The organism is Roseococcus sp. SDR, assembly GCF_019083995.1.
Lineage (GTDB): Bacteria > Pseudomonadota > Alphaproteobacteria > Acetobacterales > Acetobacteraceae > Roseococcus.
Genome location: NZ_JAHRCU010000014.1, coordinates 36,737 through 52,103, shown reverse-complemented (window position 1 = coordinate 52,103; position 15,367 = coordinate 36,737). Strand labels below are relative to the sequence as shown.

Sequence of the window (15,367 nt, the reverse complement as noted above, 5' to 3'; positions counted from 1 at the left end):
CGCCGCGCTCATTCCGCGGGCACCGGCTCGGGCTTCAGCGGCGCGGGTGTCGCGGCCGGCCGCTTCCGCCAGGGCAGGGCGAGGGCATGCAGCGCCGGCACCAGCAGCAGCGTGGCAAGGGTGGCCACACTCAGCCCGCCGATCATCGCGATCGCCATCGGCCCCCAGAAGACCGATTGCGTGAGCGGGATGAAGGCGAGGATGGCGGCCAGCGCGGTCAGGATCACCGGCCGCGCGCGGCGCACCGTGCTGCCGATGATCGCCTCCCGCAGCTCGATCCCCGCTTCCAGATCCTGCTGCACCTGGTCCACCAGGATCAGCGTGTTGCGCATGATCATGCCCGCCAGCGCGATCACGCCCAGCAGCGCCACGAAGCCGAAGGGCGCATCCATCAGCAGCAGCGCCGCCGCCGCGCCAGGGATGCCGAGCGGGGCGGTCGCCATCACCAGCCCCATCCGCCCCAGATGCCGCAATTGCAGCATCAGCAGCGCCATCATCACCGCGACCATGACCGGAAACAGCGCAAACAGGCTGGCATTGGCCTTGCCCGACTGCTCCGTCGCCCCGCCCACCTCCAGCCGGTAGCCGGGCGGCAGGCTGGCGATGAAGGGCGCCAGCACCGGCATCGCCGCCGCCGTCACATCCGGCGCCTGCAGCCCCGGCCGGATGTCGGAGCGCAGCGTGATGAAGGGCTCGCGGTTGCGGCGCCAGAGGATGGGCTCCTCCATCACCGGCACGAGGCGCGCCACCTGGCTCAGCGGCACCGGCCCGCCCGGCGTGGCGAGCGAGAGATCGCCCAGCCGGTCGAGTGCGGCGCGTTCCTCCGGCACGGCGCGCAGCCGCACCTCCACGCCGCGCGTGCCCTCGCGGATGGTGGTCGCGGTGACACCCGAGAGCAGCGTGCCCATGGAGGTCGCGACGGCCTGCGGCGACAGCCCGATCTGCGCGATCCGCTCGCGGTCGAGTTCCAGGCGCAGGGCCGGGGCCAGCTCGCTCCAGTCGGTCTGCACATTGCGCGTGCCGTTGACACTCCGCAGCAGCGGCACCGCCTGGTCGGCGAGCCGCCGCAGCTCCATCGGATCGGGTCCGACGAGGCGGAACTGCACGGGAAAGGGCACGGGCGGGCCGAAGTCGAGGCGTGAGACGCGCACCCGCGCCTCGGGGAAGGCGCCCGCCTCCTCCATCGCGATCAGCCGCTCGCGCAGCGCCTCGCGCGCCGGAACGTCGCGGCTTTCGATCACGATCTTCGCGAAGGCCTCGTTCGGCAGGTCGGGGTTCAGCGCCAGGAAGAAGCGCGGTGCGCCGGCGCCCAGATAGGTGGTGAAATGCGAGACGTCGAAATCACCCTGCAGCACCGCCTCGATGCGCCTCGCCACCTCCTCCGTCGCGGCATAGCTCGCCCCCTGGCGGAGGTTGATGTCCACCAGCAATTCGAGGCGTTGCGAGGCCGGGAAGAACTGCTTCTTCGTCTTCGCCATGCCCAGCATGCCGCCGGCCATGACCACCAGCATCACCACCAGCAGTGTCACGCGATGATCCACGCACCATTCGACGGCGCGGCGCAGCGCGCGATACATCCGCGTGTCATGTGCATCATGCCCGTGGCTGTGCTTCGCGGGCTTCAGCAACTTGGCCCCGAGCCAGGGCGTGAAGGTGACGGCGACCAGCCAGCTCGCCACCAGCGCGGCGCCCACCACCCAGAAGATGCCGCCCGCATATTCGCCCGAAGTGGAAGCCGCGAACCCCACCGGGATGAAGCCCGCCACGGTGACGAGCGTGCCGGTCAGCATCGGCCCCGCCGTGCTGGTCCAGGCGAAGCCCGCGGCCCGTGTGCGCTCCCAGCCCTGCTCCAGCTTCACCGCCATGGCCTCGATCGCCACAATCGCGTCATCCACCAGCAGGCCCAAGGCGAGGATCAGCGCGCCGAGCGAGATGCGCTCCAGCTCTGTCCCGCGCCAGACCATGAAGAGAAACACGAAGCTGAGCGTGAGCGGCACGGCCAGCGCCACGATGATGCCCGCGCGAAACCCCAGCGAGAGGAAGGAGACGAGCAGCACCACGCCGAGGGCCGCCGCCAGCTTCACCAGGAACTCATCCACGCTCTCGCGCACGATCTGCGGCTGGTCGGTCACCGCATCGAGATGCAGGCCGAGCGGCAATTCCGTGCGGATGCGGGCCAGCTCCGCATTCAGCGTGGCGCCCAGGCGCAGCACATCCTGCCCCGGCTGCTTGGTGAGGCCGATCAGCACCGCCGGCTCGCCCAGATGCCGGATGGCGCGCTCCGGCGGGTCCGCCAGGCCGCGCGTGATGCGCGCCACATCGCCCAGCCGGATGGTGCGCCCCTCGGCCGAAAGCGGCAGCGCCGCGATGCTGTCCACGCCGTCCAGCCCCTCGGGCAGGCGCAGGTTCACCCGCGTGCTGCCGGTCTCCACCGTGCCCGCGGGTGTGACCGGATTGTGCCGGGCGAGTGCGTCCAGCACGGATTGCGGCGTGATGCCCAAGGTCGCCAGCCGGGCGTGGCTGATCTCGACCTGGATGCGCTGCGGCTGCTCGCCGAAGAGCGTCACCTTCTCGATGCCGGGCAGGCGGCGCAGCCTGTCGCGCAGGCGCTCGGCCTGGCGCACCAGCTCGGCATTGTCCGCACCGCGCAGCGCGAGCACGGCGGAGAACACGTCGGAATACTCGTCGTCGAAGAAAGGCCCCTGCACGCCCGCGGGCAGGTTCTGCCGCATGTCGCCCACGCGCTTGCGCACCTGGTACCAGAGGCCGGGCACGGCGGCGGGCGGCGTGTCGTCGCGCAGCGTCACCGTGATGGTGGACACGCCAGGGCGGGAGAAGGTCTGCAGCACATCGAGCCAGGGCAGCTCGGAGAGCTTCGCCTCGATCCGGTCCGCCACCTGGTTCTGCATCTCCTCGGCGGTCGCACCCGGCCAGGCGGCGGAGACGATCATCACCTTCACCGTGAACGCCGGGTCCTCGGCGCGGCCCAGCTTGTTCCACGCCCAGGCCCCGGCCAGCAGCAGCAGGATCATGGCGAAGAGGGTGAGCTGCCCCTGGCGGATCGCCCCCTCCGAGGGATTGAACCGGCCCATCACCGCATCGCCCCCGCCAGGCGCTGCTCCACCGGCCGCACGCGGCTGTCCGGCGCCAGCAGCTGCGCGCCCATGGCGACGATGCGCGTGCCCTCGGGCAGCTGCGTGCGGATGGTCGCCATGCTCTCGGAAAGGCCGAGCACCGTCACTGGCGCCGCCTCGATCGAGCCCCCGCCGGCGAGGCGCCAGACCATCGGCCCCTGGCCGCGATCATGCAAAGCGGAGAGCGGGATGCGCGCGCTGGGCGCCGCCTGCTCGGCCGCGATCTGGATGGTCGCCGTCATGCCGAGCCGCGCCCAGTCCGGCGCGTCGGGCAAGGCGAAGCGCGCGGCATAGGTGCGCATATTGGGGTCCGCCTGCGCCGCCACCTCGCGCAGGCGCACGGGCAGCGCCACCTCGGGCCGCGCCCAGAAGCGCGCGGTCGCCACCATCGCGCCGATGGCGGTCTCGGGCAGCTGCACCAGCACCTCCCGCTCCGAGGGGTCGGCCAGGCGCAGCACGGGGGCGCCCTCCGCCACCACCTGCCCGGCCTCGGCCAGGATGGCCGTCACGCGGCCCGCGGCCGGGGCGCGGAGTTCGGCATAATCGAGCCGGTTGCGGGCGAGGTCGCGCTGGGCGCGCGCGGCGGCGAGGCGCTGCGTCGCGGCCCGCGCCGTCGCCTCGCGCTGTTCGTGGAAGGCGGCGGCGACATGCCCGGCGGCGACCAGCGCGCGGGAGCGCGCCGCGTCATTCACCGCCTGCGCCGCCGTCGCCTCGGCCGAGAGCACGTCGGCCTCGGCCGCGCGCAAGGCCAGCTCCAGGTCCCGCGGGTCGAGCCGGAACAGCACCTGGCCCGCGCTGACCTCGGCGCCCAGGTCCACGAGCCGCTCGGCGATCCGCCCGCCGGCCCGCAGCGCCACATCCGCCTCGCGCCGGGCGCGCACCACGCCGGTGAAGCTCGGCCCCGCATCGGCCGGGAGATGGCGGATTTCCGCGACCTGGACGGGGCGGGGCGGCTCTTCGGGGGCGGGGGCGGCGGTCTTCGCCTCGGGCAGGCAGGCGGTCAGCAGCAGCAGGAGAAGGGGCGAGGGACGCATGGCATGGCTCCGTGATCGGAGCCATAATGACTATTCACTGACGAAAATCAATAATCGTCAGCGATCAATTGCTCGCGATCCCCGCCAGCAGCAGATCCAGCGCCGCCTCCTGGTGGCCCGCCAGCTCATCCGGCGTGTCGCCCCGGCCCAGGCAATCGGCCAGCAGGATGGGATGGGTCCAGAGCAGCAGGCAGTGCTTGAACGCCAGCGCCGTCACCGCCGGGTCAAGGTCGCGGAACTCGCCCGCCGCCATCCCCTCGCGCAGCAACCCCTCCCAGAGGGCCAGGATCCGCGCGATGAAGCCCTCGATCACGCCCCAATGCTCGGTCATGGCGGCACCCACCATGTCGTGCATGCGCTTCTCGGCGAAGAACAGCTCCACGTCGCGCCGATAGAGGTGCCGGGCGGTGGCGCGCAACCGCTCCCCCGCGCTGCCGCCGCCGGCCGCGATCGCCTCCAGCTCGCCCCCGATCGTGTCCAGCAGCCGCTGCGTGATCGCCTCGTTGATCGCGCTCTTCGAGGGGAAGAAGCGATACACATTGGCCGGTGACATGGCGCAGGCCTTGGCGATGTCCGCCACCGAGGTCTTCTGGTAGCCGATCTGGCGGAACAGCGCCTCCGCCGCATCGGCGATGCGCGCGCGCGTCGCGCTGTGCGGGTCCATGGCGTTCATGATCGGTCTCTGAGAGAAATGAGAAAAATCCTCAGGTGAAATTGGGCCATCATTCCGCGCGCCGCAAGCCTCTTGCGGAACGGTCCCGTCCGGGCATGCTGCCCGAAACCCGAAGGAGGACGCCCCATGCCGCTGCCGCTCGTCACCGAATATCTCTTCTCGATGGACCTCACCGTGGGCGCCCCCCAGATGGTGGGCAAGGGCGCGGACGGGCATGACCTCCGCGTCGTCGCCGTCACCGGCGGCACCGTCTCCGGCCCCGCGCTGCAGGGCGAGATCCTGGGCGGCACCGCGGCCGATTGGCTGCGCGTCGAGGCTGACGGAACCGCCCATATCGACGTCCGCCTCACCATCAAGGCCGCCTCCGGCAGCCTCGTCTATGTCCAGTATTCCGGCATCCGCACCGGCAAGCCCGAGGTGCTGGCCCGCCTCGCCGCCGGCGAGACGGTGGACCCTTCCGAGTATTATTTCCGCACCACCATGCGCTTCCAGACGGGTGCCGCCGACCTCGCCTGGATGAACCGCACGCTCGCCGTCGGCACCGGCCAGCGCCCGCCCTCGGGCCCGCGCTATGACGTCTATGCGGTGCGCTGAGCGATGAGCGACCTGCCCGCGCGCGTCGAGATCACCGAGGAAGGCCCGCGCGAAGGCTTCCAGATCGAACCCGGCCCCATTCCCACGGCCGACAAGATCGCGCTGATCGACGCGCTCTCGGCCACCGGCGTCGCGCGGGTGCAGGTCGCGAGCTTTGTCAGCCCCAAGATCGTCCCGGGCTGGGCGGATGCGGAGCAGGTCGTGGCCGGCTTCACGCCGCGCGCGGGCGTCGAGTACATCGCACTCTGGTTCAACGCGAAGGGGCTGGAGCGCGTCCAGGGTTTCGCCGACCGGCTGACCATCGAGGGCTCGATCACCGTCACCGGCTCGGAGGCCTTCACGCGGAAGAACCTCAACCGCAGCCATGCCGAGCAGCTCGTCGCCCAGCGCCAGCATGTGGCGACGCACCAGGCGGCCGGCGTGCCCATCACCCGCGTCTCGCTCCAGGCCGCCTTCGGCTGCAATTTCTCGGGCGCCGTCTCCACCGCCCAGGCCATGGCCGCGCTGACCGATGCCATGCGCATCGCCGAGGAGACCGGCTGCGAGGTGCAGAAGATCTCCCTGGCGGACAGCATGGGCTGGGCCAATCCTGTGCTGGTCGAGCGCCTGGTCGGCGCCGTGCGGGAAAAATTCCCCGGCCCCAAGGTCTCGCTGCACCTGCATGACACGCGCGGCCTTGGCATCGCCTGTGCGGCGGCCGGCCTGCGCCTCGGTGTCTCGGCCTTCGACGCGGCCGTGGCGGGGCTGGGCGGCTGCCCCTTCGCGGGCCATCCGGGTGCCCCCGGCAATATCGCGACCGAGGAGCTGGTCTTCCTCTGCGAGGAAATGGGCGTTTCCACGGGCATCGACCTCGACGCCCTGATCGAGGCCGCGAAGCTGGCCGAGCGCATCGTCGGCCACCAGCTCCCCTCGAACCTGCTGCGCAGCGGCGGCCTGGCAGCGTTCCGGCGCGCGGCCTAAGGGGGCATCCGAGGGAGCTTCCCTGGGGCCTCAGCGATCCGGGGCGCCATGCGCCATGCGTGGCGCGGGCTGGCTCCGCCCACCGCCACGCGCGGGCCAGGGAAGGGTGGGCGGTGGAACGGGCGGGTGGTTCAGCGCCTGCAGCGCCGGCCGGCCGATCAGGTAGCCCTGCATCAGCTCCACTCCCATGTCGCGCAGCACCCCGTATTCGGCCGGCGTCTCCACGCCTTCGCAGACGGTCGCGATGCCCAGCTCGGCCAGGATGCGCAGCGTGCCGCGCAGGATGATCCGCTTGGCGCGGTCGGTGTCGAGGCCGCGCACCAGCTCCATGTCGATCTTCACGATGTCCGGCTGGAACTTGGACAGCAGGCTGAGCCCGGCATAGCCGGCGCCGAAATCATCAATCGCCGTCCTGAACCCCATCGCCTTATAGGCGCGCAGGATGTTCAGCAGATGCGCCGTGTCCAGGCTCTCGGATTCGGTGAATTCGAAGATGATCTGATGGAGCGGCAGGCCGTGCCGCAGCGCGGTGGCCAGCGTCAGGCGGATGCAGGCCTTGGGCTCATAGACCGCATTGGGCAGGAAGTTCACGGAGAGCGCGGCCCCGCTCTCCGCCAGGCCGAGCCCGGCCGCGAGCTCGATCGCCGTGGTGCGGCAGAGCTGGTCGAAGGCGTAGCGGTTCTGGTCCGTCACATGGGAGAGGACCTCCGCCGCGCCCGCCCCATCCGCCCCGCGCACCAGGGCCTCCTGCGCGAAGACCTGTCCGGTGCGGATGTTCAGGATGGGCTGGAAGGCCATGGTGATGACCTGGCCGAAGCCCGCACCGTCACGGCATCCCCGGCAGCTCGTCTGGATCGTCACGTCGTTCTCCGGCCTTGCGGAGCGCGAAAGTTACGCCTGAAATACTAACGCAACCCTTCCGCCATTCATCCGAGCACCGCGGAAATGCGGCCGACGGGCGAGACAGCGCCCGCCCATTTCTGCCCCGCGACGGGCGGCGACCCGGTGGCGAGCCCGGCCACGACCAGCGCGGCCCCTTCCGGCAGCCCGCCCCAGCGCAGCGCTTCCTCGCCTGCCTGGCGCATGAGGTTGGCGAGCGGCGCGCGCAGCGGGCGGGGCCGCGCGCCGGTCAGGCCGATCCGCGCCTCGCCATCCTCCGGCAGGGCGCCGATCCAGCGCTTGCCCACCAGCACGAAGCCGAGGCCGCCCATGTCGGCCACCTGATGCGCCGCATCCGCCGCACCCGAGGTGTAGCGCGTGGCCGCGATGTCGAGCACCGGATGGAAGGCGGAGAAGACCGGCTCGCCGCCCTCGAAGGCCTCGCCCAGCACGCCCATCACGCCCACCGAGATGCGCGGGCTGCGCAGGGCGGAGAGTGCCACCGGCGTGCCCACACGCAGCATGCGCGGCGCCAGCAGCGGCGCGGAGAGCATGGTCAGCCCATCCGGGCCGGGAGCAAGCCGCACGCCGCAGACCGGCAGGCCCAGCGCCTCCACCAGCTCGGCGGCGATCGCCTCGCCCGCCGGCACATCGGCGGGCAGCAGGTCATCGGGGAAGGGGGCGAGCGAATGCCCCGTCTCCCAGGCCTCGGCCAGGAACTGCGCCGCTTCCTTGGCACTCATCGCAGCGGCGGGAGCTCGGGCATCTCCTCCTCCTGGAAGCCGCCCTCGGGCGGCGATTCCATGGAGACGGCAGGCGGGCCGGCGTCACCGCCATAGAGCTGCTCCGGCAGCCAGGTGACCAAGCCCGGGAAGACGTAGACCATCAGCATCGTGAAGACGACGATGTAGATGAAGGGCATGCAGCCCTTGAAGATGTCCTCGATCTTCACGTGCTTCGGCGCGACACCCTTCAGGTAGAAGGCGGCCATGGCGACCGGCGGCGAGAGGAAGCTCGTCTGCAGGTTCAGCGCGATCAGGATGCCGAAGAAGAGCGGGTCCACGCCGAAATCATCCAAGAGCGGCAGGAAGATCGGCACGAAGATCACGATGATCTCGGTCCATTCCAGCGGCCAGCCGAGGATGAAGATGATGGCTTGCGCCAGCAGCATGAAGGTGAAGGTGTTGAGCGGCAGGCTCTTCACGAACTCCTCCACCACACCCTGGCCGCCGAGATAGCCGAAGACCGAGGAGAAGATGTAGGAGCCGACGAAGAGCCAGCAGACCATCGCACTCGTGCGCGCCGTCAGGAACACGCTTTCCTTCAGCTTCTGGAAGTTGAAGGAGCGATAGGCGACGGCGAGGATGATGGAGCCGAGCGAGCCCATGGCCGCCGCTTCCGACGGCGTGGCCAGGCCCATCAGGATCGCGCCCAGCACCATGGCGATGAGCAGCGCCAGCGGGAAGAAGCTGGTCAGCAGCGCCCAGACCAGCTTGCCGAAGGGCACCTGCACGGCATCCGGCGGGAGGCGCGGCGCGACCTCGGGCTTCACGATGGCGATGCCGATCGCATAGGCGACATAGAGGCCGGCCAGCGTGATGCCGGGAATGAAGGCCGCGGCGTAGAGCTGCACGACCGAGACACCGGCCGTGGCGCCATAGAGGATCAGCATGATGGAGGGCGGGATGAGGATGCCGAGGCAGCCGCCCGCGCAGACGACACCGGCGGCGAGCTTCACGTCATAGCCCGCGCGCAGCATGGCCGGAAAGGCCAGCAGGCCCATCAGCGTCACCACCGCGCCCACGATGCCGGTGGCGGTCGCGAACAGCGCGCAGGTGGCGAGTGTCGCGACCGCGAGCGAGCCGGGGATGTTGCCCGAGGCCATCTGCAGCGCACGGAACAGCCGGTCCAGGATGTTCGCGCGCTCGATGATGTAGCCCATCAGCACGAAGAGCGGGACGGAGATCAGCACGTCGCTGCTCATCACGGCATAGGTGCGCTGGATCAGCAGGTCGAAGACGCGCTCGCCCATGCCGAGATAGCCGAAGAACAGGCCCATCGCCATCAGCGTGAAGGCGATGGGAAAGCCCAGCAGGATGAAGAAGAGGAAGAGCAGGAGCTGCGTGAGGCCCAGGCCGGCATCGGAGATCATGGTGCTTACCGTCCCTTGGCGGCCAGCGCCGCGTCGGCGTTTTCCGCGAGTTCGCGGGCGAGTTCCTCGGGCGACTTCTCGGCCGCCTTGGCGAGGATGATCTGGTCCAGCTCCTCCACGTCGGAGAGGCGCTGCGGCCATTCGCCCGAGCGGATGCAGCGCACGCAGCGCACGACTTCCACCAGGCCCTGCAGCAGCATGATGAAGCCGACGACGGGGATGATGCCCTTGAAGGGCCAGATGATGGGGCCGGAGGGCGAGAACATGCTGCGCTCGTTCTGCAGCCAGCTCAGCTCGAAGAAGTGCCAGCCCGCCACCATGAAGGCGAAGATCGCGGGGAAGAAGAACAGGATGTAGAGCAGCAGGTCGAGCATCGCCTGCCGCCGCGCGGGCATCATCCGGTACAGGAAGTCGCCGCGCACATGCCCGCCGCGGCTGAGCGCATAGGCGCCCGCGAACATGAACAGCGTGCCGTAGAGCATGTACTGCACGTCGTAGCCCCAGTTCGTGGGCGCCGAGAAGAAGCGCCGCGCGATCACCTCATAGGTGATGGCCAGCGTCAGCAGGATGATGGTCCAGGAGAAGGTCTGGCCGATCAGGGTCGAGAACCGGTCCACTGCCAGCAGCGCGCGGCTCACCAATTCATTGGTGGAAAACGCGATGCCGATGATGAGGGCGACGACGACGAGGCCGGCGAGGCCCCCTGTCACTAAACTGTCGGTCATGTTCAGTGTCCCTGATACGAAACCGGCCCGGTGAGGGTTGCTCACCGGGCCGGGACGTGGCGCTCCGTCCGCTCAGCCGCGGGCGAAGAAGTGGTTGTAGGAGACCACCGGGCTCACCTGGTAGCGCAGCATGAAGTTGCCGACGCGGCGGCACCAGTCACGCTGGCTGTCGCAGACCTTCTTGAAGAAGGGGCCGGCGGCCGGGTTGCTGTTGTCGGCCTCCTGGCGCTCGATCACGCGGTTCCAGGCCTGGAGCTGGGCGTCCAGGATGGGGCGCGGGGTCGGGCGGACATTGACGCCCTGGGTCTGCGACATGGCCAGCAGGTCACGCGAGTAGCGGTCCTGCAGCTTCCAGGACATGTCGGCCGAGGCGGCTTCGGCGCAGTGGCGCAGCAGGGCCTGGTTCTCGGCCGGGAGCGCCTCGAAGCGCTGGCGGTTGAACAGGATCTCGAAGCACTCCACCGCCTGGTGGTAGGACTGGATGTAGTAGTTCTTCGCCACATCCGGGAAGCCGAGGACGCGGTCGGAGGAGGGGTTGTTGAACTCCGCCGCGTCGATCACGCCGCGCTCCAGCGCGGGGACGATCTCGCCGCCCGGCAGCGCCACCACGGCCGCGCCCATCTCCTGGAAGAGGTCGGTGGCGAGGCCCACGGTGCGGTAGCGCAGGCCGCGGATCTGCTCGGCGCGCTCGATCGGGTTGCGGAACCAGCCCAGCGGCTGCGTCGGCATCGGGCCGGACATGAAGCCGACCGCGTTCATGCGCAGCGTGTCGTGCATCAGCTCGCGGTACAGGGCCTCGCCGCCGCCATAATAGAACCAGCCCAGCAGCTGGTTGGCATCGCCGAACCAGGGCGGCGTGGTGCCGAAGAGCGAGAAGGCGCGGTTGCGGCCGAACCAATAGGCCGAGACGCCATGGCCGCCATCCAAGGTGCCGGCATGCACGGCATCCAGCAGCTGGAAGGCGCCGACCACGGCACCCGCGGCCAGCAGCTCGAGGCGCAGGCGCCCGCCGCCCATGGCGTTGACGCGGCTGACATAGTCGCCGGCGAACTCGTGGAAGATGTCGCGCTGCGGCCAGGTGGACTGGAAGCGCAGCGTGACGGTCTGCGCGCGGCTGACCTGCGGCGTGGCCAGCACGGCGGCGCCCACGGCGGCGACGGCGGAGGCCTTCAACAGGCCGCGACGGCCGGCATTTTCGGATTCGGTCATCATTTCGCTCCCATGCGTGGCACCGCTTCTGCGGTCCCGTGCCGCCGCCTTAAACAATGGGAAAGGGTTGTGCAATGGCGGAGTTGTTCGCCCTTGCTCCTTGACTCTTGCCCAAGGACATCGCAACCAGAACGACCAAACGCCGGGGTCCGATGAGCGAAATCCTTGAACCCGTGAGCCTTGCCGAGCGCCGGCCGCAACGTGCGCGCCCGGATGTTCGCCCGGCGCCCGAATATTCCCTCGACGCCTCGGCCGGGCATCTGCTGCGCCTCGCGCATCAGCGCTACCAGGCCATGTTCCAGGAACGTGCGCAGGGCCTCGGCCTGACCGGCCCCCAATTCGCGACGCTGGTGCGCCTCTCGCAGATGGGCCGTGCCACGCAGAACCATCTCGGGCGCCTCGCTGGCATGGATTCCGCCACCATCCAGGGCGTGGTCCGCCGCCTGATCGCCCGCGGCTTCATGCGCACGGCGAGCGACCCGATGGACCGGCGCCTCCGCGTTCTGACCATCACCCCCGAGGGCGAGACGGTGGTGCGCGAAGGCCGCCAGGCGGGTGTGCGCGCCAATGACGCGCTCATGGCCGGCCTCTCCGAGGGCGAGCGCACCCTGCTCATCACCCTGCTGCGGCGCCTCTCCCCCGGCTGAAGCTTCGCGCCCCTCATACGCCGGGCGCCGCGCGCCCGCGCGGCTTGGCTTCGCCGCATCAGCGGCGACGCGCATTCGCGCTTTCGGCCCTGCGGGCCGTCCCTTACCCGACCGCCGGCCAGTCCGGCCGCTCGAAGCGCTGCACCTCGATCGTGTAGCCGGCCGGATCATGGAAGAAGAAATGCGTGATCCGGTAGGCCTCGGAATAGGTGGGCGCCATCGGCAGGGTCACGCCCTTGGCGGTCAGGAAGGCGTGCCAGCCCTCCACATCCTGCGTCACCAGCGTGAAGACCACGCCGCCCACCACGCGCGGATTCTCCGAGGCGCGCGGCGCCCGCGCCCGGCAGACGCCGACGAAGGCGCGCGTGCCGTCAATGCCATAGATCCGCACGCTGCCCTGGTCCTGCACCAGGGGCAGTTCCAGCACCTCCTCGTAGAAGCGCCAGCATTCCTCGGGGTTCTCGGCGTAGAGGAAGGTGACCTGCTGATCGAGCGCGGGCCTCATTCGGCGGCGACCTTCGCCGCTTCCTCCATCGCGATCTTCAGCAGGCCGTCGCGCGTCTGCGGCAGCTTGCGGCCGAGCAGCTGCTCCGCCACCTGGTTGCGCAGGATCTGCGCCGTGCCGCCGGCGATGGGGAACATCCGCGCATCGCGCACCGCGCGCTCCATCGGGTTGTCCCGCGAGTAGCCCGCCGCCCCCCAGAGCTGCAGCGCCATGTTGGTCACCTCCACGGCGCTGTCAGCCGCCAGCACCTTGGCGCGGGCCGCCATCAGCCGGTCCGGGAAGCCGTTGGGCCCGGCCGAAGCGGCCGCCTGCCAGATCAGCGCCCGGCTCGCTTCGAGCTTGATGGACATGTCCGCCAGCATCCAGCCCAGCCCCTGGAACTCCGCGATGGGCCGGCCGAACTGGCGCCGCTGCTGCACGAATTCCAGCGCGCGGTCATAGGCGCCGGCCGCGATGCCGAGCGCGGCCGTCGCCGCCCCCACGCGCTGGCCGTTATACGCGTCCATCAGCTTGCCGAAGCCGCGCTTGAAGCCGCCCGGCGCGCGCAGGACCATGTCGTCCGCCACTTCCAGGTCGCGGAAATGCAGCTCCGCCTCCGGCATGCCGCACAGCCCCATGGAGGGGATGCGCTTGTGCACGACGAGGTTCGCCGGATCATTCGCGCCGTTGCGCACCACCAGGAAGCCGCCGATGCCCTGCTCCACGCCATTCTCGATGGCGCGCGCGAAGATCAGGTGCAGCTTCGAGACGCCACCGCCCGTGATCCAGTGCTTCACCCCGTTGATGATCCAGCGGTCGCCGCGCTTCACGGCGGTCGTGGTCATCTCCGAGGCGGCGGAACCCGCCTCGGGCTCGGTGATGCAGATGGCGGGCTTGTCGCCGGCCAGCACGAGATCGGCCGCGATGCGCTTCTGGGCCGGCGTGCCATAGGCCATGATGGCGCCGATCGCGCCCATATTGGCCTCGACCGCGATGCGGCCACAGACGGCGCAGCCCTTGGCCATCTCCTCCACCACCAGCACGGCATCGAGGTAGGAGGCGCCCTGGCCGCCCCATTCGCGCGGCACGGTCATGCCCATGAAGCCGGCCTGGGTCATCTTCTCGACCATCGGCCAGGGATATTGCGTGCTGCGGTCGGTCTCGGCGGATTGCGCGAAGGCTTCCTGCGCCAGCTCGCGGGCCGCGTCGCGAATCCGGGCCTGGGCCGGGGTGAGCGTGAACATGGTCATTTCCCCAATCTGTCCTCGATGGCCCGACGGGCCGCGGGTTGCAGCTTCAGCGCCTCGCCCAGGCGGTCGAGCCAGGCGCGTTCCAGCGCGCTGACCTCGCCCGCCGCGGCGAAGGCCGCCGCGTAAAGTTGCGCGCGCAGAATGGGGTCCCGCGCCGCATTGGACAACTCCTCGACCGTCGCCGGATGGTCGAAATCGGCCAGCACCTGGTCGCGCTCGGCCGCACTCAGCCCGGCGGCATCGAGCTGGGCGGCGATGGCGGTCCGCTCGGCGCGGTCCACCACGCCATCGGCGCGGGCGGCGGCGATCATGGCGCGCAGCAGCAGCCGCGCCTCGGCATGCTCGGCCGAGGCCGTGGGGGCGGGGGGCGGCGCCTTGGGTGCCACCTCGGGCAGCCGGCGTGCCGGCGGCGGCGAGGCGCCTGGCGCCTTGGCTGGCGGCGGGGCCTTCTGCGGAGCGGGCGCCGGCGCGGGCTGGCTCGACTTCGACAGCGCCTCGGCCGCGATGGTGGCGAGCGCGCCCAGCGCCCGCCCCACCTGCCGCGTCTCCGCCTGGGTCATGCCGAAGGGGCCGGTGCCGCCACTCTGCCGGGCGGGGCTGCTGCCGCTGCGCCGTCGCGGGGGCTGCGCCGCCCCGCCCAGCACCGCGCCGAAGATGCGTCCCAGATCCATCTCTCACTCCAATCCGGCCGCGATGGCCTGCGCGAGGGCGCGGAATTCCGCCGCGCGCGGGCTGCGGGGACGCCAGGCCAGCGCCAGCGTCCGCGCCGGCACGGCCTGCCCCGGCATATCCGCCAGCATGGGCCGCACCACAAGATCCGTGCCCCCCAGCACGCCGCCTTCCACCGCGAGGCGCGGCAGCACCGTGACCCCGAAGCCACCGGCCACCATATGCACCAGCGTGTGCAGCGAGGTGGCGGCGAAACCGCTGGAGGACATGCCGCGCGGCAGCCCGCAGGCCTCCTGCGCCTGGGCCCGCAGGCAATGCCCATCCTCCATCAGCAGCACACGCTCGCCCGAAAGCGCGCCGAGCGGCACCTCGGCCAGCCCCGCCAGCCGATGCCCCGGCGGCAGGGCGAGCAGGAAGGGGTCGGTCGCGATGGGCTCGATCTCCGCCCCCGCGCAGTCGCAGGGCAGCGCCAGCAGCAGCAGATCCAGCCGCGCCTCCGTGAGCTGAGCCATCAGGCGCTCGGTCATCTCCTCGCGCAGGATGAGCTGCAGGCGCGGAAAGGTGCTCCGCAGCGCCGGCATCAGCCGCGGCAGCAGGAAGGGCGCGATGGTCGGGATCAGCCCCAGCCGCAGCGTGCCGGAGAGCGGGTCGCGCGCCGTCGCCACCGTCTCGCTCACCGCCTCCAGCGCGGCGAGTGCGGCGCGCGCCTGCTCCAGCACCTCCAGCCCCAGCGGGGTGAAGACCGGCCGCTTGGTCGCCCCTCGCTCGATCAGCGTGGCGTCGAGCTGCCGCTCCAGCGCCAGGATGCCGGCGGAGAGCGTGGATTGCGTGACGGCGCAGGCCTGCGCCGCGCGGCCGAAATGCCCATGCTCGGCGAGTGCGGCGAGGTAGCGAAGCTGCTGGGGCGAGGGGAGGGTCATGCGCTCCCTTCCTTGGTGCCGCAAGGCGGCGCGGGTC

The 15,367-nt window shown here is 70.7% G+C and carries 15 protein-coding genes; 3 read left to right on the top strand and 12 right to left on the bottom strand.

Going from position 1 to position 15,367, the window contains the following annotated elements:
- Nucleotides 1-8 precede the first annotated feature (8 nt).
- The 3 genes from KTR66_RS16050 to KTR66_RS16040 form a co-directional block, all read right to left on the bottom strand.
- Nucleotides 9-3,092: an efflux RND transporter permease subunit gene (locus KTR66_RS16050; RefSeq protein ID WP_249732186.1), complete on the bottom strand. Its 3,084-nt coding sequence runs from the start codon at nt 3,090-3,092 to the stop codon at nt 9-11.
- Nucleotides 3,092-4,168 (bottom strand): efflux RND transporter periplasmic adaptor subunit, encoded by a 1,077-nt coding sequence (locus tag KTR66_RS16045; protein ID WP_213614197.1) that lies wholly within the window; start codon nt 4,166-4,168, stop codon nt 3,092-3,094. Before KTR66_RS16045 ends, KTR66_RS16050 begins: the two co-directional genes overlap by 1 nt.
- A 64-nt stretch (nt 4,169-4,232) precedes the next feature.
- On the bottom strand, nt 4,233-4,841 hold the full coding sequence (locus KTR66_RS16040; RefSeq protein WP_213614195.1) for a TetR family transcriptional regulator: 609 nt from the start codon (nt 4,839-4,841) through the stop codon (nt 4,233-4,235).
- Between the two features lie 126 nt (nt 4,842-4,967).
- On the opposite strand from KTR66_RS16040, the gene KTR66_RS16035 reads away from it, so the two are divergent.
- Together KTR66_RS16035 and KTR66_RS16030 are read left to right on the top strand one after the other, a co-directional pair.
- Complete coding sequence (locus KTR66_RS16035) at nt 4,968-5,435, top strand: DUF3237 domain-containing protein (RefSeq protein ID WP_213614194.1); 468 nt, start codon at nt 4,968-4,970, stop codon at nt 5,433-5,435.
- A gap of 3 nt (nt 5,436-5,438) precedes the next feature.
- Nucleotides 5,439-6,395: a hydroxymethylglutaryl-CoA lyase gene (locus tag KTR66_RS16030; protein ID WP_213614193.1), complete on the top strand. Its 957-nt coding sequence runs from the start codon at nt 5,439-5,441 to the stop codon at nt 6,393-6,395.
- Nucleotides 6,396-6,425: 30 nt separating this feature from the next.
- Here KTR66_RS16030 and KTR66_RS16025 read toward each other — a convergent pair whose 3' ends face one another.
- The 5 genes from KTR66_RS16025 to KTR66_RS16005 all read right to left on the bottom strand — a co-directional run bounded on the left by KTR66_RS16025 (nt 6,426) and on the right by KTR66_RS16005 (nt 11,360).
- On the bottom strand, nt 6,426-7,256 hold the full coding sequence (locus KTR66_RS16025) for an EAL domain-containing protein (protein ID WP_371819145.1): 831 nt from the start codon (nt 7,254-7,256) through the stop codon (nt 6,426-6,428).
- Nucleotides 7,257-7,321: 65 nt separating this feature from the next.
- Nucleotides 7,322-8,017 carry a hypothetical protein gene (locus tag KTR66_RS16020; protein ID WP_213614192.1) on the bottom strand — a complete coding sequence of 232 codons (696 nt, stop codon included), beginning with the start codon at nt 8,015-8,017 and terminating at the stop codon, nt 7,322-7,324.
- The gene (locus KTR66_RS16015) at nt 8,014-9,426 is read right to left on the bottom strand and encodes a TRAP transporter large permease subunit (protein ID WP_249732185.1); all 1,413 of its coding nucleotides are present in this window, start codon (nt 9,424-9,426) and stop codon (nt 8,014-8,016) included. The genes KTR66_RS16020 and KTR66_RS16015 overlap by 4 nt, the downstream gene beginning before the upstream one ends.
- A gap of 5 nt (nt 9,427-9,431) precedes the next feature.
- On the bottom strand, nt 9,432-10,151 hold the full coding sequence (locus KTR66_RS16010) for a TRAP transporter small permease subunit (protein WP_249732184.1): 720 nt from the start codon (nt 10,149-10,151) through the stop codon (nt 9,432-9,434).
- Between the two features lie 72 nt (nt 10,152-10,223).
- The gene (locus KTR66_RS16005) at nt 10,224-11,360 is read right to left on the bottom strand and encodes a TRAP transporter substrate-binding protein (RefSeq protein ID WP_213614191.1); all 1,137 of its coding nucleotides are present in this window, start codon (nt 11,358-11,360) and stop codon (nt 10,224-10,226) included.
- Between the two features lie 152 nt (nt 11,361-11,512).
- On the opposite strand from KTR66_RS16005, the gene KTR66_RS16000 reads away from it, so the two are divergent.
- Nucleotides 11,513-12,007, top strand: coding sequence for a MarR family winged helix-turn-helix transcriptional regulator (locus KTR66_RS16000; protein WP_213614189.1), 495 nt, complete (start codon nt 11,513-11,515; stop codon nt 12,005-12,007).
- Nucleotides 12,008-12,110: 103 nt separating this feature from the next.
- Here KTR66_RS16000 and KTR66_RS15995 read toward each other — a convergent pair whose 3' ends face one another.
- Genes KTR66_RS15995 through KTR66_RS15980 form a run of 4 tightly spaced genes read right to left on the bottom strand, consistent with a single transcriptional unit; the run spans nt 12,111 to nt 15,330 of the window.
- Complete coding sequence (locus KTR66_RS15995) at nt 12,111-12,512, bottom strand: VOC family protein (RefSeq protein ID WP_213614187.1); 402 nt, start codon at nt 12,510-12,512, stop codon at nt 12,111-12,113.
- Nucleotides 12,509-13,735: a 3-sulfinopropanoyl-CoA desulfinase gene (acdA, locus tag KTR66_RS15990; protein ID WP_213614185.1), complete on the bottom strand. Its 1,227-nt coding sequence runs from the start codon at nt 13,733-13,735 to the stop codon at nt 12,509-12,511. The genes KTR66_RS15995 and acdA overlap by 4 nt, the downstream gene beginning before the upstream one ends.
- A gap of 2 nt (nt 13,736-13,737) precedes the next feature.
- Complete coding sequence (locus KTR66_RS15985) at nt 13,738-14,412, bottom strand: DUF533 domain-containing protein (protein ID WP_213614183.1); 675 nt, start codon at nt 14,410-14,412, stop codon at nt 13,738-13,740.
- A 3-nt stretch (nt 14,413-14,415) separates the two neighbouring features.
- Complete coding sequence (locus KTR66_RS15980) at nt 14,416-15,330, bottom strand: hydrogen peroxide-inducible genes activator (protein WP_213614181.1); 915 nt, start codon at nt 15,328-15,330, stop codon at nt 14,416-14,418.
- Nucleotides 15,331-15,367 lie beyond the last annotated feature (37 nt).